Here is a 25,206-nt window from a genome sequence, read left to right as displayed (position 1 = left end):
CGGACCAGTCAGATCAGGCCAGCCACCATGGTACTCTCCCTAACACTCGGGAGCTTGCCCGACCGGCAGGCAAAATCAAACGATCTTCGAGAACCGCTGCTTACCCTGTGCTTACCCACGCAAAGGAGTGCATCGAGTTCCTGCAGCTAAGTTTTTGATTTCAGTGGTGAGCCGTGCAGGATTCGAACCTGCGACCCACTGATTAAAAGTCAGTTGCTCTACCAACTGAGCTAACGGCCCACTCTGATGTAGCACAAGAGCCCTGCGACCCCGCTACAGGCGGCTTCTCTATTGGCCTGTCTCTTGGGCGTCAAGCAGAAATCTGCCCTTTGGGATTTCAAATCGTCCGGGGAAGGCGTATATGCCCGCGCATGGTGGAAAACGGACCCATAACCGGCCTGCCCTTCATGAAAATGCATGGGCTTGGCAATGACTTCGTGGTGATCGACGCTCGGGAAGCTCCGGTGTCGATGACTGCGCCGTTGGCGGCTGCTTTGGCGGATCGTCATCGGGGGGTGGGATTCGATCAGCTTGCGGTGATTCATTCCGATGACGGGGCGGACCTGTCGCTGATCTTCTACAACGCCGATGGCTCTACCGCCGGGGCCTGTGGCAATGCCACCCGCTGCGTGGCGCGGTATGAGATGGGGCGCACTGGGAAGCGCGCCCTGACGATCCGCACCGAGCGGGGGCTGCTGGAAGCGCTGGATGCGGGTAACGGGCTGACCTCGGTCAATATGGGCGCTCCGCAGCTCGACTGGCAGGACATCCCCCTGGCCCATCAGATGGATACGCTGAAGCTGCCGATTGACGGGTCGCCGACCGCGACCGGCATGGGCAACCCGCATTGCACGTTCTTCGTGGATGATGCCGAGGCGGTGGACCTGTCCGCGCGCGGGGCCGAGATCGAACATCACCCGCTCTACCCCGAACGCACCAATGTGCAGTTTGCCCATGTGATCGGGCCGGATCATCTGCGGATGCGGGTCTGGGAGCGCGGTGTGGGGGTGACTCTGGCCTCTGGCTCCTCGTCCTGCGCCACAGCGGTTGCCGCCGCGCGCCGGGGGCTGACCGGGCGCACCGTCACCATCGAGCTCGACGGTGGCACCATCCATATCGACTGGCGCGAGGATGGCGTCTGGATGACGGGGCCGACGGCCCATGTCTTCGACGCCGTGCTGACGCCGGATTTCCTGTCGGCGCTCTGATGTCCATCAAGCCCCCCGTTTTCCACACGCTCGGCTGTCGGCTCAACGCCTATGAAACCGAGGCGATGAAGGCGCTGAGCGATCAGGCCGGGGTGGAGAATGCCGTGGTGGTCAACACCTGCGCGGTGACGGCCGAGGCGGTGCGGAAAGCGCGCCAGGAAATCCGCAAGCTGCGGCGTGACAACCCGGAGGCGAAGATCATCGTCACCGGCTGCGCCGCACAGACGGAGCCCGAGACGTTCAAGGCGATGAATGAGGTCGATCTCGTGATCGGCAATACCGAGAAGATGCAGCCGGAGACATGGGCGGGTATCGCGGGTGACTTCATCGGTCAGACCGAGAAGGTCATGGTCGATGACATCATGTCGGTCACCGAAACGGCGGGCCACCTGATCGACGGGTTCGGCACCCGGTCGCGCGCTTATGTGCAAGTTCAGAACGGGTGCGACCATCGCTGCACCTTCTGCATCATCCCCTATGGGCGCGGCAACTCACGCTCGGTCCCTGCGGGCGTGGTGGTGGACCAGATCAAGCGGCTGGTGGATCGGGGCTATAACGAGGTGGTGCTGACCGGGGTTGACCTGACAAGCTGGGGCGCGGATCTGCCCTCGACCCCGCGCCTTGGTGATCTGGTCATGCGCATCCTCAGGCTGGTGCCGGACCTGCCGCGCCTGCGCATCTCCTCCATCGACTCCATCGAGGCGGACGAAAACCTGATGCAGGCCATCGCGACGGAACCGCGCCTGATGCCGCATCTGCACCTGTCGCTTCAACATGGCGACGACCTGATCCTGAAGCGCATGGCCCGGCGTCACCTGCGCGACGATGCCATCCGCTTCTGCGAAGAGGCGCAGCGCCTGCGCCCGGAAATGACCTTCGGCGCCGATATCATCGCGGGTTTCCCGACCGAGACCGAGGCTCATTTCGAGAACTCGCTGAAGCTGGTGGCGGAGTGCGACCTGACCTGGCTGCACGTCTTCCCTTACTCGAAACGCCCCGGCACCCCTGCGGCGCGCATTCCCAATCAGGTGAATGGCAACGTGATCAAGGATCGCGCGGCACGGCTGCGTGCGGCGGGGGAGCGGCAGGTCGCCACGCATCTTTCCGCGCAGGTCGGGCGTATGCACCGGGTGCTGCTCGAAAACCCCCACATGGGCCGGACCGAACAGTTCACCGAGGTCACCTTCCTCACTCCGCAGCCCGAGGGACAGATCGTTGAGGCGCTGATTGCCGGGGTTGACGGCACCCGGCTGACGGTCTGAGGCGCCGCGTCAGGCCCCGCGATCCCCGTGCGTCCGGGTCAATCGGAACACCGAATGGATATCCGTGCGCAGGCGCTTGATCAGCAGGCTCACCAGCATCGATTCCGCATTCGCCACGATCCCGAGGCAGATCGCGGCGATGAACACCGCTTGCGAATATCCCAGCACGAAGAGCCAGACGAAGAACACGCCCGATCCGACCGCCGCCAGTTTCGATGAATAGAGGTGAAAGGCGGGAAGCCCCCCGAATTTTATCAGAGACAGGCCGGCGGCCCCGGCATAGCTGGCGAGAAAGGCGAGAAGCCAGGCCATATCGGGCCTGATGCTGTCGCCTTCGAACAGGTAGACCCCAAGCAGACCGGCCAGCACCGTGCCCCCGTCCGCGATCGTGTCGAGCCAGGCGCCATCGCTCGACTCCTGCTTCAACCAGCGGGCAATCGGGCCATCCAGCAGATCGCTGAGCAGGCTGATCACGATCACGGCGAAGAAGGCGTCCCTGAAACCGGCCAGCGCCAGCCCCGCCGCGGCGGGGGCGGCCGCCAGCCTGTAGAGTGTCATCAGGTTCGGGATCGTGGGCGTCACCTCTTCCCCCGTGGCGCGGACAGCATCCGGTCGACAGTGGGCGAAGGTGTTTCGTGGGTCAACGGCAAGCCGCCTGTCCCTCTCTCTGTCGGCGCTGCCGCTGCGCGCTGTGGTGGGCAGCGGCAGTTCCTTTTTTCTGGCCGTTCGCGGACTCCTCCCGCTATCGTTCCCGAAAGCGCATTCAGGAGAGACCCCATGCCCGACGATCACAGCCCGACCCGTCCGCCGCTGCAGGCCCGCAACCCCAACGGCGGCACGGCACCCATGACGGAGTGGGGGATCGACTCCGAATACGGGCTGCTTCAGGACGTGCTGCTTGGTCCCGTGGAAACCTTCGGGCATATGGACAATGTGGCCTTCAGCTCGATCTATCGCGAAACCGCGCGCACCGGGCGCAAGTGGGATCACCAGATAGCGGTCAAGCAGTATCGCGAGATGTGTGACGCCTATCAGGAAGCAGGCGTGACCATCCACACCTTGCCTGCTGATGAGCATCTGAAATACGGGGTCTATGCCCGTGATTCCAGCTTCATGACCCCTTGGGGCGCGGTCATCACCCAGATGGCCAACCCGCGCCGTCGCGGGGAATATTCGGCGGCACTACGCTTCTACCTCGGGGCCGGAATCCCGATCTACGACATGGTCAGCGCAGGCAATTTCGAGGGCGGCGATTTTCATATCATCGAGCCCGGCGCGGTGCTGATCGGCTACACGGGCATGCGCTGCGAAGAGGTTTCGGCCCGCCAGATCGGGGCCTGGGTCGAGAAGGAGGGGTGGGAGGTGCACTATGCCTATATCGACCCCTACTATGTGCATATCGACCTGATGGTCTGCATGATTGCCCCGAAATGCGCGGCTGTCTGCCTGGAAACAACGCCCGATCACGTCACCGACTGGTTGAAATCCCGCAAGATCGAGATCATCCCCGTGGGGTTCCGCGATACGATGGCGCTCGGCTGCAACGTGATGTCCCTTGGCGGGGATCGCGTTTTGGCCCCCGCGGCCAGCAAAGACCTGATCGCCAAGCTGCGCGCCAACGGGTTCACGGTCTATGATCCGGAAATGGACATGTTCACCATGATGGGGGGTGGCATCCACTGCATGGCACAATCGCTCAGGCGCGAACCGGGCTGAGGTCCTTGTGGACTTCACCGGGCAGCAAGTGCACTCCTGTGTGATTGGCCCTGATAACCCTGAAATGCCTAGATGACAGAGGAAATGAACAGCGGTTGGCGCGCGATCATCGGGTCGTCTTCCATCATGTCGCTGGCGCTGCTTGGCGACGCGCTGCTCTATGCGGTGCTGCCCGCCTATGCAGAGGATTTCGGACTGACCCTTCCATGGGTCGGCGTGATGCTGTCGGCCAACCGCTTCGTCCGGGTTTTCGCCTATGGGCTTCTGGCACAGCTGACCCAGATGGTCGGTGTCCGGCGCATGTGCATGCTTGCCGCTGTCATGGCGACGGGGTCAACCGCGCTCTACGGGTTTGGGCAGGGTCCGGCGGTGATACTCTTCGCCCGCGTTCTGTGGGGGCTGACCTATGCTGTTCTGGTGCTCGCCACCCTGTCCTACGCGGTGGAATACCGAAGCCAGATCGGCACCCGCGTGGGCGTGGGGCAAGCGATTCAGCGGGTCGGCCCGATCCTGGCGCTGTTTGGGGGCGCTTGGCTGGTTGGAACCGTCGGCCCCAACACGACATTCGTCCTTCTGGCAATTCCAACGGCACTCTCCCTCGTCATCGCATTCAATCTCCCTAAAGTCCGGGCAGGCGCAACACGGCGCTCAAGGCCGCCCTCTTTGGCAAGGCCCAAGCCCATTGACCTGGTCTACTTCCTGCAAGGGTTTGGGGTCGACGGTGTCTTTGCAGTCTCGATCACGCTGATCTGCGCCAGACACGCGCCGCTCTCCGAAGCCGTGCTCAGCGGCAGCGCCCTTCTGGCCATGCGGCATTTCGGGGAAGCCATCGCCGCGCCCCTGTTTGGCTGGATCGCAGATCGCGTTGGCGCAAGGAAGGTCTTCGTCGCAGCGGCTTTCCTGACGACCTCTGGTTTTATCCTTGTGGCAATCGGAGTCACGGTGTCAGGCGCGCTCATCATGCTGATTTTCCGCGGGGCACTCGCCTCGCTCGGGCCGGCGGTGATCACGCAGGGTTTGGCCGTGGACGACGATGCCATCGGGCCCCTGGCCCGCATGCAGGCATGGCGAGATTTCGGGGCCGCGCTTGGCCCACTGGCGACCGGAGTCCTGCTGACAATCGTCACGGCAGAGCTGTTGCACGCGGGCGTTGCGGCGGTCCTGTTGCTGGCTCTGGCCTATTGGCTGGCCACGGCGGACAGGTGATATCACGTCAGTGCCATGGCTGCCTTGGCGCGGGCGGGGCGGCGGCGGGGCGCTCGGATTTCGGCGTCACGACGGTGATGATCCCGGCGGCAACAATGGCCCCCATGCCGATGAAGCTGATCCAGTCGGGGAACTGGCTGAACAGGATCACGTCGAACCCAAGCGCCCAGATCATCCCGGTATAGTCGAACGGGGCAAGCTGAGAGACTGGCACGCGTGCGGCGGCCTCGGTCGCGAGGATTTGCGCGACACCGCCAAGCATCCCGGCAAAGATCAGGTACCACAGAACCTCGCCCTGCATCGGCACCCAGCCGAGCGGCAGGCTTAGAAGCCCGATGCCGGAACAGATGACCGAGAACCAGAAGGCAATCGTCACCGCACTTTCGGTCTTCGTCAGGTTGCGGATCTGCACCCGCACCAGCCCCATTGTGGCAGCAAAACCAAGGCCCGCGGCGATCCCGATCAACTGGCCCGGATCGGCATCCGGCCGCACGAGGTTGCTGGCCAGCATCAGCAACACCCCACCAAAGCCGACAAACGCGGCCCAGATGATGCGCCGGGTCAGCACCTCGCCTAACAGCAGTGCCGCGAAGGGCAGCGAGACGAGCGGACCGAGGAAGGCCAGCGCGGTGGCGTTGGCCACGGGCAGATAGGCCAGCGAGATGAAGGACAGCACCATCGAGATGCCCCCGAACAGCCCACGCATGAAGTGCCCGCCGGGGCGCTTGGTCAGAAACCCGTTTGGAAAACGTCCGATCCAGGCCATGTAGATCACGATCGGAATGATCGCGACGAAGCTGCGCCAGAAGACGATTTGCCCGACCGGGACGCTGTGGGACAGCCCATGCACAGTGGCGGACATGGCGGCGAAAAAGCCGACCGATAGCAGGCGCAGGGCAATGCCGTTCAGCATGGGGGACTCGCGGGAAGGGTCGCCGTCACCATGGGCTGAATGGGGTGGGACCACAAGGGGGCGCAGCAGGATGGGCCGCGCCCCCGATATGTCAGGCAGCCTTGTCGCTGGCCAGCGAGGCGCGGGTGCGCAGAATGCCAAGCGCGGCCTCGGCGGCCTCTCGCCCCTTCTGGATGAAATGGGCCTTGTAGATGCCGATGTGATGTTCGGTTTCCTGGAAATGGTGCGGTGTCAGCGACACGGACAGAACCGGCACGCCTGTATCCATCCCGGCGCGCATCAGCCCGTCCACCACGGCCTGCGCCACGAAATCATGCCGGTAGATGCCGCCATCAACGACCAGCGCCGCGCAGGCAACCGCCCCGTAGCGACCAGAGGCGGCCAGGTCGCGCGCCAGAAGCGGCATCTCGAAGGCACCGGGCACGTCGAAGACATCCACCTGTTCGGCGGGGATTAGTTGAGTGAACCCCAGAAGGGCCTGATCCACGATCTCGGAATGCCAGTTGGCCTTCACGAACGCATATCGGGTGTGTGTCATCTTGCGATCTCCTTTCGATAACTGACACGTCACCCAAGGCGATCACGGGCAGGGACCACGCCCGAAAAGGCGCGCCCTCTGCTCGTTCTCTTTCATCCGGACTGTCACCGTCGGCCCCGGCCTCTCACCGGATCTGCTGTCCCCCCGCGTGAACGAGGGCGCTCGCGGGCTTACGGGGCATCGCCCGCATACCGCCGGTGGGGAATTTCACCCCGCCCTGAGAACGCCGCCACTGTTGCAAAGCCCGCCTAGTTAAGCAAGCTGCGGAAACGACAGATCACCGCAGGAGAGCGCCCATGCATCCGAACCCCGCCTACCGGCAGGAAAGCCATGCCCGCAATCTCGGCTTTGCCCGCGACAGGGGGTTTGGCGTGCTGTCGGTGAATGGCGACCCGGCACCGATGATCTCTCATATTCCCTTTGCCTTGTCCGAAGATGGGGTAGCGCAGACCTGCACCTTGTACGGTCCAACCCCATTTCCCGCGCCGTCAAAGGGCCAACACCTGCCGTTATCGCCGTGACCGGCCCCGATGGCTATATCTCGCCCGACTGGTATGGCGACCGGGCTCAGGTACCGACATGGAACTATGTCGCCGTTCATCTGCGTGGCACGCTGCATCCCCTGCCGGATGAGGCGCTGCGGGCCTCGCTGGAAGCTCTGACCGAGATGTTCGAAACCCGGCTTCTGCCCAAGCCACCCTGGACGCTCGACAAGACACCAGAGGAGGTGCAGGCGCGGCTGATGCGCATGATCCGCCCCTTCCGCTTTGACGTGGCGGAGGTCGATGGCACCTGGAAGCTAGCCCAGAACAAGACGACACAGGCCCGTTTGTCGGCAGCCAGCCACCTGAGCGGGGCGCAGATCGGGCAGGAAACCGCCCTTCTTGCCGCCTTGATGATGGGTGTGGAGGACGGGGAATAGACAGGACGTCCCCGCGCCCCTACCTATGGATGCAGGAGGATCAAATATGCCCATAGCCCTTCCGCCCCTCGCCGGGATTGCGTTGAAATACGGCACAGTTGCCCTTGCGGGCTACGCCCTGGCACGCGCCACGTCCCACGGGCGCCTCGATCAACCGTTGGAAGACATCATGGACGCCACGCCAGAAGGCGCCACGCTGCGTACCGCTGACGGGCAGGCCAACGCCACCTTCCGCTGGCGGCGCATCTTCCGTCTGAATTCCACCGGGCGCGGGGTCGAGATCGACGCCACCGCCCTGACCCGATTGAAAGTGAAACGCCTGACATGATGACGCTTCTTTCCGCGCCCGCCTCGCCCTTCGTGCGCAAGGTGCGCGTTCTGCTGCTGGAAACCGGGCAGGACGATATCGCCCTGCAAGAGGTGGCAACCACCCCTGTCGCCACCGCCGCCGAGGTTGCCGCCGCGAATCCCGTGGGTAAGATCCCCGCCCTGATCCACGATGATGGCCCGACGCTTTATGACAGCCGGGTGATCACCCGTTTTCTCGATGCGCGGGCCAAATCGGGCCTCTACCCCGAACACCAGCTTTGGGACACGCTGACGCTGGAGGCGACAGGGGACGGGATCATGGAAGCGGCCGTCCTGATGGTTTACGAGGCGCGCGTCCGACCTGAGGATCTGCGCTATGAACCCTGGCTCGATGCGCAATGGGCCAAGGTCTCACGGGCACTGGATGCACTCGATACCCGCTGGATGAGTCACTTGCACGGACCGCTGGACATGGGCCAGATCGCCATCGGATGCGCGCTCGGCTATCTTGATTTCCGCCACCCGGACAAGGACTGGCGCAAGGGGCGCGACGTGCTGGCAGCCTGGGAGGCGCGCTTTGCCGAGCGTGAGTCGATGCGGGCCACAGTTCCACAGGCATGAAGATCACCATCGCCACGACCCCCGAAGACCGCGCCGCCTGCTATGCCGTGCGCGAGGCGGTCTTCATGGGCGAACAGGGCGTCAGCGATGCCGAGGAATGGGACGGGCTGGATGATGCCTGCACCCATTTCCTTGCGGGTGACGCCATAGACCCCGCCGGATGCGCGCGGCTGCTGCCCAAGGGCGATGTGGCCAAGGTGCAGCGCGTGGCGGTCATGCCCACACATCGCGGCACCGGTCTGGGGCGGCGGATCATGCTGGCGGTGCTGGACCATGCCCACGAGGCGGGGTTCGCCCAAGTCATCCTCGATTCCCAGACCCATGCGGTCGCGTTTTATGAACAGCTTGGCTTCATCGCCCATGGTCCGGAGTTCGATGATGCGGGAATCCCCCACCGATCCATGCGACTCAGCCTGACCTGATCCACACACAGGACGGGTTTTTCGGCCCTGAAACTGCCCATCCCCTTGCTCTTGATGCAGATATGCGACAATTCGGGCGCTATGCGCGCGTTTGTCCGCTGGACGCCGCGCCCCTTGCGCTTGTAGAAGGCGCGACAATGGCTGCGCTACGCCCGTGGCCTCGCTAGGATTTCTGGCCCGGGGACATGGGCCGCTGATGAGGGAGACGCTTTCGGTGTCACACGCAGAAGATCATCCCAGCACCCGCCGCGACTTTCTGTACTACGCCACTGGTGGCGTGGGTGCAGTAGCGACCGGTGCTGCCGTCTGGCCGCTTGTCAACCAGATGAACCCGTCCGCAGACGTTCAGGCTGCTTCGACCAAGCGCGTCGATGTGTCTGGCCTTGCGCCCGGTACGCAGCTGACCGTGCTGTTTCTGGGCAAGCCGGTCTTCATCCGTCGCCGTACGGAAGAAGAAATTGCACAGGGACGTGCAGAAGATGGTGACATCACCGTCGACACCAACGCGCGCAACCCGAATCTGGGTGACAACGCGTCGTCGGATGACACCAACCGCACGCTGGCCGACTTCTCTGGCGAAAACACCGGCGAATGGCTCGTGATGCAGGGCGTCTGCACCCACCTGGGCTGCGTTCCGCTCGGCGATGGTGCCGGTGACTTCGGCGGCTGGTTCTGCCCCTGCCACGGCTCTCACTACGACACCGCCGGCCGTATCCGCCGCGGTCCCGCCCCCGAGAACCTGCACATCCCCGTCGCCGAATTCGTCGACGAAACCACCATCCTTCTGGGTTAAGGGAGCGAGATATGTCCGGCATTCCCCACGACCATTACGAGCCGAAATCCAACGGCGCAAAGTGGCTTCACCGCCGCCTGCCCGTTGTCGGTCTGCTCTATGACACGCTGATGATCCCCACCCCCAAGAACCTCAACTGGATGTGGATCTGGGGCATCGTTCTGGCCTTCTGCCTTGTGATGCAGATCGTCACCGGCATCATCCTTGTGATGCACTACACCCCGCATGTCGATCTGGCCTTCGCCTCGGTCGAACACATCATGCGCAACGTGAACGGTGGCTGGGCCATCCGTTACATTCACATGAACGGCGCCTCGCTGTTCTTCATCGCTGTCTATCTGCACATCTTCCGCGGTCTCTACTACGGGTCCTACAAGGCGCCCCGCGAAGTGACGTGGATTATCGGCATGCTGATCTACCTGATGATGATGGGCACCGCCTTCATGGGCTACGTTCTGCCCTGGGGTCAGATGTCGTTCTGGGGGGCCACGGTGATCACCGGTCTCTTCGGCGCCATCCCCTTCATCGGCGATGCAATCCAGACCTGGCTGCTTGGCGGGCCCGCCGTGGACAACGCCACGCTGAACCGCTTCCTGTCGCTGCACTACCTGCTGCCCTTCGTGATCGCGGGCCTGGTGATTGTCCATATCTGGGCCTTCCACCACACCGGCAACAACAACCCCACGGGTGTTGAAGTGCGCCGGTCCTCGCGCAAGGAAGCAGACGCCGACACGCTGCCCTTCTGGCCCTATTTCGTGATCAAGGACGTCTTCGCTCTTGCCGTTGTTCTGGTTGCCTTCTTCGCGGTCGTCGGCTTCATGCCGAACCTGCTTGGCCACCCCGACAACTACATCGAGGCCAACGCGCTTGCGACGCCGGCCCATATCGTTCCGGAATGGTACTTCCTGCCCTTCTACGCGATCCTGCGGGCCTTCGATGGCGAGGTTTGGGTTGTCATCGCGGCAAGCTGGCTGACTGGTGGCATCGTTGACGCCAAGTTCTTCGGCGTGATCGCCATGTTCGGCGCCATCGCCGTGATGGCCATTGTGCCCTGGCTCGACACCTCGTCGGTGCGCTCCGGCCGCTATCGCCCGATGTTCAAGTGGTGGTTCGCCCTGCTCGTCGTCGACTTCATGGTCCTGATGTGGGTGGGTGCCCGCCCGGCGGAAGGGATCTATCCCTACATCGCCCTGATCGGCTCGGCCTACTGGTTCGCCTACTTCCTGGTGATCCTGCCGCTGCTTGGCATCTTCGAGAAGCCGCTGCCGCAGCCCGCGACCATCGAGGAAGACTTCAAAGAGCATTACGGCAAGTCCGGGTCCAACGGCGACAACGCCGCGACCCCGGCCGAGTAAAAGAAAAGGACTGAATAGCATGTTCAGGAAACTTGCACTCACCGCGCTGACTGCCTTTGCTCTGGCTGGCACCCCGGCGCTGGCGGCTGGCGAAGGCGGTCACGTGGAGAACATCCGCTTCTCCTTCGATGGCCCCTTCGGCACCTATGACCAGAACCAGTTGCAGCGCGGTCTGCAGATCTTCACCGAGGTCTGCTCTGCCTGCCACGGCCTACGCTACGTTCCGCTTCGGACCCTGTCCGACGAAGACGGCCCCGGCATCCCGCCGGATCAGGTGCGCGCCTATATCGAACAGAACTTCATTGAAGTCTGGGACGAGGAACTGCGCGATTATCGTCCGGCCACGCCGAACGACAACTTCCCGGAAAACACCGCCGCTGGCGCTCCTGACCTCAGCATGATGGCCAAGGCGCGTCTCGGTTTCCACGGCCCCTGGGGTACCGGTCTGAACTCGCTGGTCAATGGTATCGGCGGCCCGGAATACATCGCCGCGCTGCTGTCGGGCTATAATGGCCATGACGAGGAAATGGCGGGCACGTTCCTTTACGGGAACGACGTGTTCCCGGGTGGTCTGATCTCGATGGCACCGCCGCTCTTTGATGGCATGGTCGAATTCAATGACGGTCATCCGAACGACGTGCACCACATGGCAGAAGACGTCGCCGCCTTCCTGATGTGGGCCGCAGAGCCTGAGATGATGGCGCGCAAGCGGATGGGTTTCACCGCCGTTATCCTGCTGATCCTGCTGTCGACGCTGCTCTACCTCACCAACAAGCGTCTGTGGGCGCCGGTGAAGCGGGCCGCGAAGGACAGCTGATCCCAGCTTGAAGACAAGGAAAGCGCGCCCTCCGGGGCGCGTTTTTCGTTAGAGCCAGGGGGCAAGCGCGTCGGGCGGATCGGCCAGCATGGGCTGCAATGGGCCGTTCAAGATGACGCGCCCCTCTTCCAGCAGGCACAGATCGGTGCACAGACGCTCCGCATCGCGCAGATCGTGGCTGACCATGACCAGCGTCAGCCCTTCCGCGTCACACAGATCGCCCACCAGCGACAGCATCTCTCGCCTTAGCCCCGGATCGAGCGCCGCGAAGGGTTCATCCAGCAAGGCCAGCGGCTTGCGGCGCAGCAACATCCGCGCCAGTGCCACGCGTGACCGCTGCCCGCCTGACAGGTCGCCGGGCTTACGTGCGCCCATATCGCCAAGCCCCACCTGATCCAGCGCGCGCGCCACATCGGCGCGGTCCTGCTCGGTCAGCTTCAGACCGGGCTTCAGCCCAAGCGCCACATTGTCGAAGGCGGTCAGATGCGGAAACAGGTTGCCCTCCTGAAACAGGATGCTGAGTGGTCTGTCCTGCACGGGCTTTTCCGTCACGTCCTGCCCGTCGATCACCACGCGCCCCGAATCCGGCCGCAGAAATCCGGCGATTGTACTCAGCAGCGTCGTCTTGCCCCCACCCGACGGCCCGAGAATTGCCAGACGCGCGCCCTTTGCGACCTGAAGATCGACGGCCAGCGTAAACCCATCAAAGCCGAGCCTTACCTTGTCAAGTCGCAGCATTCACCCGCCCCCCGCGGTCAAAGATCCAGAAGAGCAGCAGGCTGAGCACAAGCAGCACCAGCGCTGCGGCTTCTGCGTCATCTGTGCGGTAGGCCCCCATCAGGCGAAACATCTCCAAGGGCAGTGTACCGGATTGCGGCGCTGCAAACAGCGTGATGACCCCGAGATCCCCCATCGACATCGCCGCTGCCAGCCCGGCCCCGAACCCGAGCGGTCTGCGGATGCGCGGCAACACCACATGACGCAGGCGCTGCCTTCCGGTCATCCCGAGCGAGTCCGCCAAGGGACCATATCCCGCTTCCGCCGCCTCAATGGCAGGCACCAGGGCGCGCAACAGGAAGGGCAACGCTGCCAACGCGTTGACCAACCCGGTGACGGGCAGGGCGGAACTGGCCGGGTTCACATAAGGCCGCAGGATCAGGAAAAGCCCCGTTCCGATCACCAGAGGCGACACGGCAATCGACAGCGCCCCGATGGTTTCCAGCAATCCCCGCGCCCGGCCTCGCGCGATCAGCATCGCCATGGGCAGGGCCAGCACCACCGCAAGCGCAGCTGTGGCCAGTGACAGCAGGACCGAGCGTTCCGCCGCCGCCCAGACAGAACCCGGCAAGCTGGCGACTCCTCCGATCCCTCGTAGCAGCACGGCCAGCAAGGGCAGAATCAGAAAGAGCGCTGCCAACGCGATGGCGAGCCAGTCGCCCGCCCGTTGCACCCCGCTTTGCCGATCGAACCGTTCCAGCGGACGATCCAGCCCCGTGCCCATGGCCGCAGGCACCGCCACCCGCAGCACCAGAAGCCCCGCCACCACGCAAATCCCCACCTGCACCAGCCCCAGCATTGCCGCGCGGCCAAGGTCGAACTCGTAGCGGAAGGCCTGATAGATGGCGAGTTCCACTGTCGTGGCGCGTGGTCCGCCACCAAGGATCAGGGCCACCGCGAAAGAGGTGGTGCAGATCAGGAAGATCACCAGAAACGCCCCCGGCGCGACCTGCCGCAACATCGGCCACTCCATGTGGCGGGCGATGTCGCGGGGGGTGAAGCCAAGCGTCGCGGCCAATCGGAACCGTTCCGCCGGAATGGCCAGCCAGCCTTGCAGGAACAGACGCACCGCCAGTGGCAGGTTGAAGAAGACATGGGCCAGAACGACGCCGTGCAGCCCGTAGATTTCAAGGCCGGGAAGACCGAGCGCCGCCAGCCCTTCGTTCAGCACACCGCGCCTGCCGAAGATGGTGATCAACCCAAGAACGGCCACGATCACCGGTAGAATGAAGGGCGCGCCCATAAGCGCGATCAGCGCCGCCCGGCCCGGAAAGCTGCGCCGTGCAAGGGCGCGCGCGACGGGGATCGCCAGAACGATGCTGAAGACGGCCGACAGGAAGGCCTGCCAGATCGTGAAGCGGATGGCGGCGATGTCGGCAGGGCCAAGGCCCGTGAGGGACTCCGCCCTCCACAGGACCGCCGCAAGCGGTCCCAGCACGGCCAGAAGGACAAGCGCGGCAATCGCCGCGCCCGCCCTCTGCACCGCGCTTACTGGCTGAGCGCGGCTTGCCATTCTTCCAGTGCCTGCTGTCGAAGCGCCTGCGCCTCGTCTACGCCCAGAAGAAGCGGGATCTCGGGAACCACGAGCGTTTCGAAACCGGCGGGCAGATCCTCTGCCGGCAACGCCGCCGGATACATCCAGTTTGTTGTTGGGATGACCTCCTGGAAGGCAGGGGTCAGCATGAAATCCATGAACTGTCGGGCAAGGTCCATCTCGTTGGAAATGTTGACGATTCCGGCAACCTCAACCTGGATGTAGTGGCCTTCCTCGAACGCCGCGACGGTGTGGCTGTCATCCTCTTCCGCGATCAGGTGATAGGCGGGCGAGGTGGTGTAGGAAAGGACCATATCCGCCTCGCCTTCGAGATACAGCCCATAGGCCTCGGACCAACCCGGAGTGACGGTCACGATGTTGTCGGCCAGCCCTTCCCAGATGCTGGCGGCCTCATCGCCATAGGCGGCCTTCACCCACATCAAGAGGCCAAGACCGGGGGTGGAGGAGCGGGGATCCTGGATCACGATGCGCAGATCGCTATCGGCCAGTTCGCGGAAATTCGACGGTGGATTTTCCAGATCGGTGCCGTGGACAAATGCGAAATACCCCCAGTCATAGGGGAGGAACTGCGGATCGTCCCAAGATATGGGCATGGTGAGGTTCTCGGCGTCGATGCCATGCGGGGCGATCAGATCCATCGCGCGAGCCGAGGCGATGAGGTTCGTATCGAGACCGAGCACCACATCGGCACCGGTCTGGGCGCCTTCGAGGAACAGCCGCGCCAAGAGCGCCGCGCCGTCGCCTGCACCGACGAATTGCAGATCGCACTCGCAGGTTTCCTCAAAAGCGGCTTCGATCTGCGGGCCGGGGCCCCAGTCGGACACGAAACTGTCGTAAGTATATACAATCAATACGGAATCTTGCGCCATTGCCGTGCTGGCAAGAAGGGCAAATCCCGAGGCGATGATGGGGGTTTTCATATCCAATTTCTCCATTTCGCGACGGGCGGTGGAGAAGTGGCGGGACCTGCCCGCATACCTTCCCTCCGCCGGTCCTAACCGGTTCAGGTTCAACGGGTTCGCGTGATGCATCTCAGGCCTTTTGGGCCACCCCGAGGTAGGATTGGAGGTAGCGTAGAGGCCGCGCCGGGGCAAGGGGCGTCTGCAAAATTACCTCGTCGCCATGCGTGCACCCCCCGTACACCCCCTGTGCACCCCCCGTGCATACAGACTCCGGTTTCGCCGCCTTTGGCACCGATTTGAGGGCGGCCCGCGCAAAGCCCCTTTGTACCCATGACTTGGGGGACGCGGACGCAGAGCGTCTCGGCAGGAAGACTGGGACGCATTCGGTGGGGCACTATCCCCAATTCGGCAATGGTCGGGCTGAGGGTGCAAATTGATCATGTGCATCATTGCGCGTCCGCCCCTATCCGAAGACCATCACGACACCGGAGTGCATCGGGAGGAGCACATGGATATCACGGGACTGTCGGCCATCGTCACCGGGGGCGCCTCGGGCCTTGGCCATGCGGCGGCGCGGGCGCTTGCGGCGGGCGGGGCGCGGGTGACGGTGCTCGACCTCGACCCTGAACGGGTCGCCGCCGCGGCGGCAGAGATCGGCTGCCACGGCATCGCCTGCGACGTGACCGACGCGGCGGCGGTCTCGGCCGCACTTGACGGGGCCGAAGCCGTGAACGGGACGATCCGCATCGCTGTGAACTGCGCGGGCATTCCCGGCGGCATGCGGCTGGTCAATCGCGATGGCCCGGTAGACATGGCGGCCTTCGCCCGCGTCATCGACGTGAACCTTCTGGGCACCGTCAGCGTGATGACGAAATGCGCCGCGCGGATGATGGCGGCGGAGCCTTTGAACGGTGATGGCGAGCGGGGGATCGTGATCAACACCGCCTCGATCACCGCCTATGAAGGTCAGATCGGACAGGGGGCCTATGTCGCTTCCAAGGGGGCGATCGTCAGCCTGACGGTGCAGGCGGCGCGGGAATTCATGCCCGGCGGCGTTCGGGTGATGACCATCGCGCCGGGGCTCTTCCGCACGCCGATTGCCGATTTCCTGCCAGAGGAGGTGATCGACCGCCTCCTTGACGGGCGCATGTTCCCCAACCGCTTTGGCGATCCGGCGGAGTTCGGGCGGCTAGTGGTCGACATCGCGGCCAACCCGATGCTGAACGGCGAGGTGATCCGGCTTGACGCAGGCGTGCGGCTTCAGGCGCGCTGAGCCTCGCGGTTGCGCTTGTTCCAGACGTCAGTCCGGGCGGTGTCCAGCAGCCAGTCGCGGAACAGGGCCGCGTCCGGATGCGTGCCGCCATGCTGCGGCGTCAGCAGGTGGAAGGCCTCGGACAGAGGCACCTCCTGCGTGAAGGGGCGGACCAGCCGCCCGCGTTCCAGTTCCGGTTCCAGCATCGAGGAGCGCGCCAGTGCCACGCCACCGCCGCGCGCGGCGAATTCGAAGGCCAGCAGCGAAGTGTCGACCTGCAGCCCCTGACCGGGATCGACCTTGCGTGCCCCGGCGGCGCGCAGCCAGTCCGACCAGCCTTCCTCGTAGCCCATCACATGCACCAGCCGGTGCTGGGCCAGATCGTCGGGTTGGTGCAGCGGCTGCGGGCCATGCAAAAGCTCCGGCGCGCAAACCGGAGTGATCACCTCCCATGTCAGCCGATCTGAACGGAAGCCCGACCAGCGCCCGCTGCCGTAACGGATATCGAGATCGAAGCGTTCCGCGTCGAACTGGTCGCCCCAGACGCTGGAGACGATCCGCACCTGGATGCCCGGTTTATAGTCGAAGAATCCTTGCAGGCGGGGCGCGATCCAGTTCACCGAATAGCCCACCGGCGCGCGCACGGTCAGCACCTCGGACCGGCGGTTGCCGAAGACTTCCTGCGTGCCCGCCGCCAGCCGGTCGAAGCTGTCGCGCACCTTGGGCAGATAGGCCGCGCCGACCTTGGTCAGGACAAGACTGCGCGGTTTGCGCTCGAAGAGCGGCTCGCGCAGGTATTGCTCCAACAGCTTCACCTGTTTGCTGACCGCGGCCTGCGTCAGGTTCAGCTCTTCCGCGGCATTGGTGAAACTCAGGTGCCGGGCGGAAGCCTCGAAGGCCCGAAGCCAGGTCAGATGGGGAATTTTCCGTTCGGACATTGGGCGTGGCCACTATAACCGTTGCATAACTGCAGTAGGGTTATAGGTTGCAAATTCATCGCTTGATAGTGGCAACCGGCCAGCGTCAGACTGGATGCGAAGAGCCACCGGCAAGAGAGGCGCAAACGTGACATCCGCAACAGATCTCGGCTTCGATCCAGACCGGCTGGCCCGTATCGCGGGCTGGATGCAGGCCCATGTGGATGAGGGCCGCCTTGCAGGGCTGGCGGTGCAGGTAACGCGGCGGGGCGAGGTGGCCTTTTGTGCCCGCGCGGGCCATGCGGACGCCGAGACCGGGCACCCCGTTCAGCCCGATACGCTGTGGCGCATCTACTCGATGACCAAGCCGATGACGACGCTCGCGGCGCTCATGCTTTACGAGGAAGGGGCGTTCCAGCTCGATCAGCCATTGGCGGATTTCTTGCCGGAGTTCCGCGATATCCGCGTCTGGAAGGGCGAGGGTCACGCCCTGGACGACACCGAGCCGCCGCAGCGCCCGGTCACGATCCACGATCTGATGACGCATCAGTCGGGCATCGTCTACGGTGATCGCGAGGGCAATGCGCTGGAACGGGCGCTGACCGGTGCGGGGCTCGATTTCGATGGCCGCTTCACAACCATGGCCGAGGCGGTTGAGGCCCTCGCCCGGTTCCCACTGGCCTTCCAGCCGGGGCAGCGGTGGTTCTATGGCCTATCGACCGATGTGCTGGGCCGCCTTGTCGAGGTGCTCACCGGCCAGACCCTGGGCGAGGTTCTGGCCACGCGTATCTTCGCGCCGCTCGGCATGGTGGACACCGGCTTCGCCGTGCCCGCCGACAAGGCGCACCGGCTGGCGACGCTCTACGATCACCAGCCGGGCGGGTTCCGCCGATCCGCGAAACAGGACCGCTGCCTTGCCCCGGTGACGCTGGAAAGCGGGGGTGGGGGGCTTGTGTCGACCATGGACGATTTCCAGCGCTTCGCCACCATGCTGCTGCGGCGAGGCTGCCATGATGGCGGGCGGCTTCTGGGCCGCAAGACCTTCGATCTGATGGTCGCCAACCACATGGGCGGCGACCTTGCCAGCCGCGGGCAGGAACAGTTCAGCGAAACCACTTTCCACGGCATCGGCTTCGGCCTGGGTCTCTCCGTCATGCTGGACCCGGCCAAGGCGAAGATCGTCGGCTCGCCCGGCGAATTCGCCTGGGGCGGCATGGCCTCCACGGCGTTCTGGGTCGATCCGGTCGAAGACATGACCGTTATCCTGATGACCCAGCTTGTGCCGTCGAGCGCCCTGACCCTGCGCCGTCAGCTGCGCGTTCTGACCTATCAGGCCCTTGTGTGAGGACCCAAATGCCCCCCGATTATGCCACCCTCATCGACACTGAAACCTGGGCCTTCATCGAGCGCACGGGCAGTTTCTATCCGCCCGATGCGGTGGATCTGACCATCGCCGAGCAGCGCCTTGTCTATGACCGCATGTGCGCGGCCTTTCACGCGGGCCGCCCCGAGGGGGTGCGCGTCAGCGACCGGATGATCGGCGCGCTGCCCCTGCGCGACTACAGCACCGGCGGCGGCGCAGCGCGGGTTCTCTATTTCCACGGCGGCGGCTTCGTGGTGGGCGGGCTCGACAGCCATGACGATGTCTGCGCCGAGATCTGCGCGCGCACCGGGTTCGACGTGACGGCGGTGGATTACCGGCTTGCGCCCGAGCATGTGTTTCCCGCGGATATAGAGGATGCCGTCACCGCCTGGCGAGACATGGTTTCGCGCGGGGAGGGGCCGGTCGTGCTGGCGGGCGACAGTGCCGGGGGCGCGCTTTGCGCCGGGTTGTGCGAGGCGTTGCGGGGCGAGGACCGGCAGCCCGCCGGGCAGGTGCTGATCTATCCGGGGCTCGGGCTCGACCTCGATACCGACAGCATGCGGACCCATGCCGAGGCGCCGATGCTGACGCGCGCGGATTGCCGCTTCTATCGCGGGATCCGCGTCGGCGGCGATATGGCGAAACTGAACGATCCAAGATGCAGCCCGATGCGGGCCGGGGGTTTCGCGGGTCTGCCGCCCAGCTTCGTCGTGACGGCCGAATGCGATCCGCTGGCCGATGACGGGCGCCATTATGTCGAGGCGATTGCGGCGGCAGGCGGGCGGGCCGAACTGGTCTGCGAGCCGGGGCTGGTGCATGGCTACTTGCGCGCGCGCCACTCGGTCGGACGGGCGCGCGACAGTTTCACCCGGATCGTCACCGCCATCGCCGCGCTGGGCGCGGGGCAATGGCCCGCGGATCAGGCAGGCAGCGCCTCCGGCGGTAGGTGACAGGCAATGGTCAGCCCGCCCGGCAAGTCGCGAACGGGCGGGGCGACGGTTTCGCAGGTGCCGGTGATGACCTTGGCGCAGCGATTGGCGAAGGGGCAGCCCTTTGCGCCGATCTGGACGCTTCCGGTGCTGGCGGCCCGGGCCTCGGCGGTATCCGCGACGCCCTCCAGCCAGCCCTGCCGCATCTCGGGGACCGAGGCCAGCAGCAGGTGCGTGTAGGGGTGCCACGGGGCCTGGAACACGGCCTTCGACGGGCCTTTTTCCACCACCCGGCCCGCGTAGAGCACAACCACCTCATCGGCGAAGGAGGCGACGGTCGACAGGTCGTGGCTGATGAACATGTAGGCCACGCCGAGCCTGTCGCGCAGCGATTTCAGCAGTTCGATCACCCCGGCGGCCACCACGGTATCGAGCGCCGAGGTCACCTCGTCGCACAGGATGATCCGGGGATCGGCGGCCAGCGCGCGGGCAAGATTCACCCGCTGTTTCTGCCCGCCTGACAGCTCGGCGGGATAGCGGCTGGCGAAGCTGGCGGGAAGGTCCACCAGGTCCAGCAGTTCGGCCACGCGGTCGGCCTGCTTGCGGCCGGTCATGCCGTGGTAGAATTGCAGCGGCCGGCCGAGGATGTCGCGGATGCGCTGGCGCGGGTTCAAGGCCGTGTCGGCCATCTGGAACACCATCTGGCAATCGCGCAGCGCCTCGCGCGGGCGGGCGTCCAGTTCTGCCTCCACTTGTTTGCCGTTCAGCTCGATCCGTCCTTCGCGTGCGGGCGTCAGCCCGGCCACGACGCGGGCCAGCGTGCTTTTCCCGCAGCCGCTTTCCCCGATCACCCCCACGACCGAGGCACGGGGCACCTCCATCGAGACATCCGACAGGATCGTGACGGTGCCATAGCCCGCCGTCACGTTCTGCACCGACAGCACCGGCACATCCGCGTCGCGCGCCGCCACATGGTCGACCAGATGCGGGGCGGGACGGACGGCGGCCATCAACTTGCGGGTATAGTCGTGCTGCGGATTGTGCAGGATTGCGTCGGTGGTGCCCTCCTCGACCATCTCGCCGTCCTTCAGAACGAGAATCCGGTCGGCGACCTGCGCCACCACGGCGAGGTCATGGGTGACGTAGATCGCGGCGGTGCCCTGTTCGCGGATGATGTCCTTGAAGGCCTTCAGCACCTCGATCTGTGTCGTCACATCGAGCGCCGTCGTGGGCTCGTCGAGGATCAGGAGGTCGGGGCCGCAGGACATGGCCATCGCCGCCATCAGCCGCTGCAACTGCCCACCCGACACCTGGTGCGGGAAGCGGTGGCCCACGCTTTCGGGGTTGGGCAGGTCGAGCTTGCGGTAAAGCTCCGTCGCCTGCGCGGTCAGGGTCGCGGCATCGCCCGCCCCGTGCCAGAGCGGCGCCTCGATCACCTGCCGGCCGATCCGCAGGGCGGGGTTGAAGCTGGCCGCCGCCGATTGCGCCACGTAGGACACCGCGTCGCCGCGCAGGGCGTGGCGTTCGCGCGGCGAAAGTTTCATGATGTCGTAGCCATTGAGCCAGACCTCGCCCCCCGCGATGCGGCAGCCGGGGCGCGCGAAGCCCATGGCGGCCAGCGAGATAGTGGATTTCCCCGACCCGCTTTCGCCGATCAGCGCCAGCACCTCGCCCTTGCGGACGCTGAGCGACACATCCTTGACGATCGGCACATAGGCCCCGCCGGGCGGGCGCCCCTCGACACGCAGGTTCCGGATGGACAGGATATCGCTCATTGGTCGATCTTCTCCAGGACGGTTTCGCCTTGCTGGCGCTGCTGGAACCAGTCGACCAGCAGGTTCATGCTGATGGTCAGCGAGGCGATGCAGGCGGCGGGCAAGAGCGCCGCGGAGGAGCCGAGGAACAGCCCGCCCACGTTTTCCTGCACCATCAGGCCCCAGTCCGCCGCCGGTTCCTGCACCCCGAGCCCGAGGAAGGACAGCCCCGACAGGAACAGGATCGAGAAGGTGAAGCGCAGGCCAAACTCCGCGATCAGCGGGGCCATCGAATTGGGCAGGATTTCGCGGGTCAGGATCCACCATGTGCCCTCGCCACGCGCGCGGGCGGCCTCCACGAAATCCATCACGCCCACGTCATATCCAAGCGCCCGCGACACGCGGAAGACGCCGGTCGACAGCACCAGCCCCACGGTCAGCACCAGCACCGTGATCGAGGTTCCGAACACGCCGATGATCACCAGTGCCAGCAGGGTTGAGGGGAAGGCCATGAACGCTTCGACGATGCGGCTGACGATGACGTCGAACCAGCCCTTGAGGATCGCCGCGGCAAAGCCGAGCGTGACCCCGCAGGCGAAGGAAATCACGGTCGTGACCAGGGCCAGCAGCATCGTGGTGCGCACCCCGTAGATCAGCCGCGAGAGCACGTCCCGCCCCAGCTTGTCGGTGCCCAGGATGCCGCCCTCGCCGATCGGGGCGAAGGTGGTGGAGGAAATGATCTCGGCCTCGCCATGGGGCGCGATCCAGGGGCCGATCAGGGCCAGGGTAAACCAGAACAGCAGCACAGATCCGGCAATGATGGCCGTCCAGGTCAGCCGCAGCCCCGCAAAGACCGAGGCGCGCGGCGCGATGGGGTCGGTTGCGTCACTCATTTGGGATACCTCAGGCGGGGATTGGCCAGGATCGACAGAATGTCGGCCAGCAGGTTCAGCAGGATGTAGACCGAGCCGAAGATCATCGCGCAGGCCTGGATCAGGGGGATGTCGCGCAGGCTGACCCCGTCGACCAGCAGCCGCGTCAGCCCCGGCACGCCGAAGACCGTCTCGACGATGATCACGCCCGACACCATGTAGCTGAGGTTGAGTGCGATCACCGTGAAGATGGGCGACAGCGCATTGGGCAGCGCATGGCGCAGCACCAGCCGCCGCTTGGGCAGGCCCTTGAGCGCCGCCATCTCGATATAGGCCGAGGTGAAGATGTTGATGACCGAGGACCGCGTCATGCGCATCATATGCGCCAGCACCGCGAAGCTGAGCGTCGCGACCGGCAGCGCCAGCGCGCGGAAATTCTGCCAGAAGTCGTAGTAGGGCCGCGTGTTCGCGGTGGCCGAGAGCCAGCCCAGTTCCACCGCGAAGATCTTCATCAGCACGAGGCCGATGAAGAATTCCGGCACCGCGATCAGCGCCAGCGTGGTCATTGCCATGGTCTTGTCGACCGCGCCACCCGCGCGCATCGCGGCCCAAAGCCCGAGCGCCAGCGACAGCGGCACGGAAATGGCGGCGGCCAGCAGGGCCAGGCGCAGGGTGTTCCAGATCCGGCTGCCGATCATGTCGGCGACCGGGCGGTCGGTTGCCAGAGAGGTGCCCAGATCGCCCTGCAGCATGCCGCCAAGCCAGTCGGCGTAGCGCACGATGGCGGGCCGGTCGAGCCCCATCTGTTCGCGCAGGGTGGCCAGCGCTTCCTCGGTCCGGTTCTGGCCCAGAACCGCCTCGGCCACGTCGCCGGGCAGGATCTCGGTCGCGCCGAAGATGATGATGGAGGCCAAAAGCAGGGTCAGAAGGCCCTGCAGCAGCCGCCGCAGAATGATCCGGAACACCGTGGTCCTCCCTCCAGGGTCGGCGGTCAGGATCGGGGAAGGCCCCGGGGGGATCAAGCAACGAAAAACCCGTATGAGGGTGCGTTTTCGTTATAGCTCGGGCATGCATGAACCGGGCTTGAGGCATTGACGCCGATTTTATTGTTTGCCGGGGGGCGCCGGAGGGCGGCAATACTGGCGGCGGAGGTGCCCATGTCGACATATGCCTATCCGCTGCTGATCAAGCAGATCCTGACCGCGCCGCTGGCCCATGCGCCGGAGCAGGAAATCATCCATGCCGAGTTCATGCGCTACAGCTATGCCGGGTTCGCCGCACGCATCGCGCAGGCCGCGGGGGCGCTGCGCGCGCTTGGCGCGGGCGAGGGCAGCGTGGTCGCGGTGCTGGACTGGGACAGCCACCGATACCTCGAAAGTTTCTTCGCGGTGCCGATGATCGGCGCGACGCTGCACACGGTGAACGTGCGCCTTTCGCCCGAACAGATCCTCTATACCATCAACCACGCGGGCGATGATCTGATCCTGTGCCACGTGGACTTCCTGCCGATACTGGCCGAGATCGCGGACCGGATCGAGCGGCCCTACCGGCTGGTCGTGCTGACCGATGGCGACCCGCTGTCCGAAGGTCTGGCCCATGACGGCGAATACGAGGCGCTGCTTGCGGCGGCGGAGCCGGTCACGGATTTCCCCGATTTCGACGAGACCATCCGCGCGACGCTGTTCTACACCACCGGCACCACGGGCGATCCCAAGGGGGTCAGCTATTCGCAGCGTCAGCTTGTGCTGCACACGATGGCGGTGGCGGCGGGGCTTGGCCCGATCCCAGGGGGCGGGCTCAACCGGGGTGACGTCTACATGCCGATCACGCCGCTGTTCCACGTGCATGGCTGGGGCATTCCCTACGTGGCGACGATGCTGGGCATCAAGCAGGTCTACCCCGGCCGCTACGAGCCCGCGCGGCTTCTGAACCTGATCGCGGATCACGGCGTGACCTTCTCTCATTGCGTGCCGACGATTCTGGCGATGCTGCTGGCCGCGCCCGGATCCGAGGAGGTGGACCTGTCGCGCTGGAAGATGATCATCGGTGGTTCTGCCCTGCCCGAAGGGCTGGCGCGGCAGGCGCTGGCGCGGGGGATCGACCTGCACACCGGCTATGGCATGTCGGAAACCTGCCCCTTCCTGACCGTGGCCGACATGATGGCCACCCGCGACCCCGACGCGCCGGTCAACCTGCGCACCGCCACCGGCAAGCCCGCGCCGCTGGTGCAGATCCGGGTGGTGGACGAGGACATGCGCGACCTGCCTCCCGGCGGCGCGGTGACGGGCGAAATCGTGGCCCGCGCCCCCTGGCTGACCGAGGGCTACCTGAAGAACCCTGAGGGGACCGAGGCCCTGTGGCGCGGCGGCTGGCTGCACACGGGCGACGTGGGATACCTCGACGATACCGGCACGCTGCGGATCACCGACCGGCTGAAGGACGTGATCAAGACCGGCGGCGAATGGGTGTCATCGCTGGAGCTGGAAAACCTCGCCAGCACCGTGCCGGGCGTGACCGAGGCCGCCGCCATCGGGGTGCCTGACGCGAAATGGGGGGAACGGCCGGTTCTGTTCCTGGCTGTCAGCGACGAGGCAGAGACGGTAGAGTCGGCAACCCGCTCGGCCTTTGCTGAGGCGGTGGCCTCCGGTGCGCTGTCCAAATGGGCCGCACCCGACCGGATCGTGTTCCTGCCGAGCCTGCCCAAGACATCGGTGGGCAAGCTCGACAAGAAGGCCCTGCGCGCCGAGGCCATCTTGTAAAGCCCTTCCGATCCATAACTGTAGTTATGGCAAAGTCCTGAAAT

At 65.0% G+C, this 25,206-nt stretch carries 26 protein-coding genes, 1 tRNA gene and 2 riboswitches; of the genes, 16 read left to right on the top strand and 11 right to left on the bottom strand.

What is annotated here, in order from left to right:
• Positions 1–164 precede the first annotated feature (164 nt).
• A tRNA-Lys gene (locus EP237_RS13040) sits at positions 165–240 on the bottom strand.
• A 131-nt stretch (positions 241–371) separates the two neighbouring features.
• Here EP237_RS13040 and dapF point away from each other — a divergent pair.
• Together dapF and mtaB are read left to right on the top strand one after the other, a co-directional pair.
• Positions 372–1,208 carry a diaminopimelate epimerase gene (gene dapF / locus EP237_RS13035; RefSeq protein WP_127561340.1) on the top strand — a complete coding sequence of 279 codons (837 nt, stop codon included), beginning with the start codon at positions 372–374 and terminating at the stop codon, positions 1,206–1,208.
• Complete coding sequence (gene mtaB, locus EP237_RS13030; protein WP_127561339.1) at positions 1,208–2,470, top strand: tRNA (N(6)-L-threonylcarbamoyladenosine(37)-C(2))-methylthiotransferase MtaB; 1,263 nt, start codon at positions 1,208–1,210, stop codon at positions 2,468–2,470. The genes dapF and mtaB overlap by 1 nt, the downstream gene beginning before the upstream one ends.
• 9 nt (positions 2,471–2,479) lie before the next feature.
• Here the strand turns inward: mtaB and EP237_RS23130 are convergent, their stop codons facing one another.
• Positions 2,480–3,052: a CDP-alcohol phosphatidyltransferase family protein gene (locus tag EP237_RS23130; RefSeq protein WP_164744702.1), complete on the bottom strand. Its 573-nt coding sequence runs from the start codon at positions 3,050–3,052 to the stop codon at positions 2,480–2,482.
• Positions 3,053–3,247: 195 nt separating this feature from the next.
• Between EP237_RS23130 and EP237_RS13020 the strand changes: the two genes are divergently transcribed.
• The gene (locus tag EP237_RS13020) at positions 3,248–4,186 is read left to right on the top strand and encodes a dimethylarginine dimethylaminohydrolase family protein (RefSeq protein ID WP_127561337.1); all 939 of its coding nucleotides are present in this window, start codon (positions 3,248–3,250) and stop codon (positions 4,184–4,186) included.
• A gap of 72 nt (positions 4,187–4,258) precedes the next feature.
• On the top strand, positions 4,259–5,392 hold the full coding sequence (locus EP237_RS13015) for an MFS transporter (RefSeq protein WP_127561336.1): 1,134 nt from the start codon (positions 4,259–4,261) through the stop codon (positions 5,390–5,392).
• Between the two features lie 7 nt (positions 5,393–5,399).
• Here EP237_RS13015 and EP237_RS13010 read toward each other — a convergent pair whose 3' ends face one another.
• Positions 5,400–6,305, bottom strand: coding sequence for a DMT family transporter (locus EP237_RS13010; protein ID WP_127561335.1), 906 nt, complete (start codon positions 6,303–6,305; stop codon positions 5,400–5,402).
• 91 nt (positions 6,306–6,396) lie between these two features.
• Positions 6,397–6,843: a 6,7-dimethyl-8-ribityllumazine synthase gene (locus EP237_RS13005; protein WP_127561334.1), complete on the bottom strand. Its 447-nt coding sequence runs from the start codon at positions 6,841–6,843 to the stop codon at positions 6,397–6,399.
• 80 nt (positions 6,844–6,923) lie between these two features.
• Positions 6,924–7,072: riboswitch (FMN riboswitch) on the bottom strand.
• 67 nt (positions 7,073–7,139) lie between these two features.
• Here EP237_RS13005 and EP237_RS23780 point away from each other — a divergent pair.
• The 8 genes from EP237_RS23780 to EP237_RS12970 all read left to right on the top strand — a co-directional run bounded on the left by EP237_RS23780 (position 7,140) and on the right by EP237_RS12970 (position 12,082).
• Positions 7,140–7,364, top strand: a complete 225-nt coding sequence (locus EP237_RS23780; protein WP_338068177.1) for an FMN-binding negative transcriptional regulator — start codon at positions 7,140–7,142, stop codon at positions 7,362–7,364.
• Positions 7,295–7,765, top strand: a complete 471-nt coding sequence (locus tag EP237_RS13000; protein ID WP_338068178.1) for an FMN-binding negative transcriptional regulator — start codon at positions 7,295–7,297, stop codon at positions 7,763–7,765. Before EP237_RS23780 ends, EP237_RS13000 begins: the two co-directional genes overlap by 70 nt.
• 46 nt (positions 7,766–7,811) lie before the next feature.
• The gene (locus tag EP237_RS12995; protein ID WP_127561333.1) at positions 7,812–8,093 is read left to right on the top strand and encodes a hypothetical protein; all 282 of its coding nucleotides are present in this window, start codon (positions 7,812–7,814) and stop codon (positions 8,091–8,093) included.
• Positions 8,093–8,695 carry a glutathione S-transferase family protein gene (locus EP237_RS12990; protein WP_127561346.1) on the top strand — a complete coding sequence of 201 codons (603 nt, stop codon included), beginning with the start codon at positions 8,093–8,095 and terminating at the stop codon, positions 8,693–8,695. The genes EP237_RS12995 and EP237_RS12990 overlap by 1 nt, the downstream gene beginning before the upstream one ends.
• Complete coding sequence (locus tag EP237_RS12985) at positions 8,692–9,117, top strand: GNAT family N-acetyltransferase (protein WP_127561332.1); 426 nt, start codon at positions 8,692–8,694, stop codon at positions 9,115–9,117. The genes EP237_RS12990 and EP237_RS12985 overlap by 4 nt, the downstream gene beginning before the upstream one ends.
• A 214-nt stretch (positions 9,118–9,331) precedes the next feature.
• Positions 9,332–9,910 carry a ubiquinol-cytochrome c reductase iron-sulfur subunit gene (gene petA, locus EP237_RS12980; protein WP_127561331.1) on the top strand — a complete coding sequence of 193 codons (579 nt, stop codon included), beginning with the start codon at positions 9,332–9,334 and terminating at the stop codon, positions 9,908–9,910.
• An 11-nt stretch (positions 9,911–9,921) separates the two neighbouring features.
• A complete protein-coding gene (locus EP237_RS12975; RefSeq protein ID WP_127561330.1) occupies positions 9,922–11,265 on the top strand; it encodes a cytochrome b in 1,344 nt (447 codons plus the stop codon).
• A gap of 19 nt (positions 11,266–11,284) precedes the next feature.
• Complete coding sequence (locus tag EP237_RS12970) at positions 11,285–12,082, top strand: cytochrome c1 (RefSeq protein WP_127561329.1); 798 nt, start codon at positions 11,285–11,287, stop codon at positions 12,080–12,082.
• A 48-nt stretch (positions 12,083–12,130) separates the two neighbouring features.
• Here the strand turns inward: EP237_RS12970 and thiQ are convergent, their stop codons facing one another.
• The 3 genes from thiQ to thiB are packed head-to-tail and all read right to left on the bottom strand — an operon-like array spanning position 12,131 to position 15,334.
• Positions 12,131–12,820, bottom strand: coding sequence for a thiamine ABC transporter ATP-binding protein (gene thiQ / locus EP237_RS12965; RefSeq protein ID WP_127561328.1), 690 nt, complete (start codon positions 12,818–12,820; stop codon positions 12,131–12,133).
• Entirely contained in the window at positions 12,807–14,372 is a 1,566-nt protein-coding gene (locus EP237_RS12960) for a thiamine/thiamine pyrophosphate ABC transporter permease ThiP (RefSeq protein ID WP_127561327.1), read from the bottom strand. The genes thiQ and EP237_RS12960 overlap by 14 nt, the downstream gene beginning before the upstream one ends.
• Positions 14,348–15,334 (bottom strand): thiamine ABC transporter substrate binding subunit, encoded by a 987-nt coding sequence (gene thiB / locus EP237_RS12955; RefSeq protein ID WP_127561326.1) that lies wholly within the window; start codon positions 15,332–15,334, stop codon positions 14,348–14,350. Before thiB ends, EP237_RS12960 begins: the two co-directional genes overlap by 25 nt.
• A gap of 43 nt (positions 15,335–15,377) precedes the next feature.
• Positions 15,378–15,478, bottom strand: a riboswitch (TPP riboswitch).
• Between the two features lie 346 nt (positions 15,479–15,824).
• Here thiB and EP237_RS12950 point away from each other — a divergent pair.
• Positions 15,825–16,589, top strand: a complete 765-nt coding sequence (locus EP237_RS12950) for an SDR family NAD(P)-dependent oxidoreductase (RefSeq protein WP_127561325.1) — start codon at positions 15,825–15,827, stop codon at positions 16,587–16,589.
• Here the strand turns inward: EP237_RS12950 and gcvA are convergent.
• On the bottom strand, positions 16,577–17,506 hold the full coding sequence (gene gcvA / locus EP237_RS12945; RefSeq protein WP_127561324.1) for a transcriptional regulator GcvA: 930 nt from the start codon (positions 17,504–17,506) through the stop codon (positions 16,577–16,579). The two genes, EP237_RS12950 and gcvA, sit on opposite strands and share 13 nt — an antisense overlap.
• 127 nt (positions 17,507–17,633) lie before the next feature.
• Between gcvA and EP237_RS12940 the strand changes: the two genes are divergently transcribed.
• A complete protein-coding gene (locus EP237_RS12940; protein WP_240661622.1) occupies positions 17,634–18,830 on the top strand; it encodes a serine hydrolase domain-containing protein in 1,197 nt (398 codons plus the stop codon).
• Between the two features lie 8 nt (positions 18,831–18,838).
• Positions 18,839–19,798, top strand: a complete 960-nt coding sequence (locus EP237_RS12935) for an alpha/beta hydrolase (protein WP_127561322.1) — start codon at positions 18,839–18,841, stop codon at positions 19,796–19,798.
• Here EP237_RS12935 and EP237_RS12930 read toward each other — a convergent pair.
• Genes EP237_RS12930 through EP237_RS12920 form a run of 3 tightly spaced genes read right to left on the bottom strand, consistent with a single transcriptional unit; the run spans position 19,768 to position 23,368 of the window.
• Positions 19,768–21,552 (bottom strand): ABC transporter ATP-binding protein, encoded by a 1,785-nt coding sequence (locus EP237_RS12930; protein ID WP_127561321.1) that lies wholly within the window; start codon positions 21,550–21,552, stop codon positions 19,768–19,770. The genes EP237_RS12935 and EP237_RS12930 overlap by 31 nt on opposite strands.
• Positions 21,549–22,424, bottom strand: coding sequence for an ABC transporter permease (locus EP237_RS12925; protein WP_127561320.1), 876 nt, complete (start codon positions 22,422–22,424; stop codon positions 21,549–21,551). The genes EP237_RS12930 and EP237_RS12925 overlap by 4 nt, the downstream gene beginning before the upstream one ends.
• The gene (locus EP237_RS12920; protein WP_127561319.1) at positions 22,421–23,368 is read right to left on the bottom strand and encodes an ABC transporter permease; all 948 of its coding nucleotides are present in this window, start codon (positions 23,366–23,368) and stop codon (positions 22,421–22,423) included. Before EP237_RS12920 ends, EP237_RS12925 begins: the two co-directional genes overlap by 4 nt.
• A gap of 192 nt (positions 23,369–23,560) precedes the next feature.
• Here EP237_RS12920 and EP237_RS12915 point away from each other — a divergent pair, with 192 nt between their 5' ends.
• Complete coding sequence (locus EP237_RS12915; RefSeq protein ID WP_127561318.1) at positions 23,561–25,162, top strand: fatty acid--CoA ligase; 1,602 nt, start codon at positions 23,561–23,563, stop codon at positions 25,160–25,162.
• Positions 25,163–25,206 lie beyond the last annotated feature (44 nt).

Source organism: Nioella ostreopsis (assembly GCF_004000255.1).
Taxonomy (GTDB): Bacteria; Pseudomonadota; Alphaproteobacteria; order Rhodobacterales; family Rhodobacteraceae; genus Nioella; species Nioella ostreopsis.
This window is presented reverse-complemented; position numbering and strand designations above follow the sequence as displayed.

What these genes read in the sequence shown, in the direction of transcription:
- EP237_RS13015 (WP_127561336.1), top strand. Translation starts at nt 4,259, where the DNA reads ATGACAGAGGAAATGAACAGCGGTTGGCGCGCGATCATCGGGTCGTCT.
- EP237_RS12985 (WP_127561332.1), top strand. Translation starts at nt 8,692, where the DNA reads ATGAAGATCACCATCGCCACGACCCCCGAAGACCGCGCCGCCTGCTAT.
- EP237_RS12930 (WP_127561321.1), bottom strand. Translation starts at nt 21,552, where the DNA reads ATGAGCGATATCCTGTCCATCCGGAACCTGCGTGTCGAGGGGCGCCCG.
- EP237_RS13020 (WP_127561337.1), top strand. Translation starts at nt 3,248, where the DNA reads ATGCCCGACGATCACAGCCCGACCCGTCCGCCGCTGCAGGCCCGCAAC.
- gcvA (WP_127561324.1), bottom strand. Translation starts at nt 17,506, where the DNA reads ATGTCCGAACGGAAAATTCCCCATCTGACCTGGCTTCGGGCCTTCGAG.
- mtaB (WP_127561339.1), top strand. Translation starts at nt 1,208, where the DNA reads ATGTCCATCAAGCCCCCCGTTTTCCACACGCTCGGCTGTCGGCTCAAC.
- EP237_RS12960 (WP_127561327.1), bottom strand. Translation starts at nt 14,372, where the DNA reads ATGGCAAGCCGCGCTCAGCCAGTAAGCGCGGTGCAGAGGGCGGGCGCG.
- EP237_RS23780 (WP_338068177.1), top strand. Translation starts at nt 7,140, where the DNA reads ATGCATCCGAACCCCGCCTACCGGCAGGAAAGCCATGCCCGCAATCTC.
- EP237_RS12925 (WP_127561320.1), bottom strand. Translation starts at nt 22,424, where the DNA reads ATGAGTGACGCAACCGACCCCATCGCGCCGCGCGCCTCGGTCTTTGCG.
- EP237_RS13010 (WP_127561335.1), bottom strand. Translation starts at nt 6,305, where the DNA reads ATGCTGAACGGCATTGCCCTGCGCCTGCTATCGGTCGGCTTTTTCGCC.
- EP237_RS12915 (WP_127561318.1), top strand. Translation starts at nt 23,561, where the DNA reads ATGTCGACATATGCCTATCCGCTGCTGATCAAGCAGATCCTGACCGCG.
- EP237_RS12995 (WP_127561333.1), top strand. Translation starts at nt 7,812, where the DNA reads ATGCCCATAGCCCTTCCGCCCCTCGCCGGGATTGCGTTGAAATACGGC.
- dapF (WP_127561340.1), top strand. Translation starts at nt 372, where the DNA reads ATGGTGGAAAACGGACCCATAACCGGCCTGCCCTTCATGAAAATGCAT.
- thiQ (WP_127561328.1), bottom strand. Translation starts at nt 12,820, where the DNA reads ATGCTGCGACTTGACAAGGTAAGGCTCGGCTTTGATGGGTTTACGCTG.
- EP237_RS12935 (WP_127561322.1), top strand. Translation starts at nt 18,839, where the DNA reads ATGCCCCCCGATTATGCCACCCTCATCGACACTGAAACCTGGGCCTTC.
- EP237_RS12970 (WP_127561329.1), top strand. Translation starts at nt 11,285, where the DNA reads ATGTTCAGGAAACTTGCACTCACCGCGCTGACTGCCTTTGCTCTGGCT.
- thiB (WP_127561326.1), bottom strand. Translation starts at nt 15,334, where the DNA reads ATGAAAACCCCCATCATCGCCTCGGGATTTGCCCTTCTTGCCAGCACG.
- EP237_RS12950 (WP_127561325.1), top strand. Translation starts at nt 15,825, where the DNA reads ATGGATATCACGGGACTGTCGGCCATCGTCACCGGGGGCGCCTCGGGC.
- EP237_RS12975 (WP_127561330.1), top strand. Translation starts at nt 9,922, where the DNA reads ATGTCCGGCATTCCCCACGACCATTACGAGCCGAAATCCAACGGCGCA.
- EP237_RS12990 (WP_127561346.1), top strand. Translation starts at nt 8,093, where the DNA reads ATGACGCTTCTTTCCGCGCCCGCCTCGCCCTTCGTGCGCAAGGTGCGC.
- EP237_RS13005 (WP_127561334.1), bottom strand. Translation starts at nt 6,843, where the DNA reads ATGACACACACCCGATATGCGTTCGTGAAGGCCAACTGGCATTCCGAG.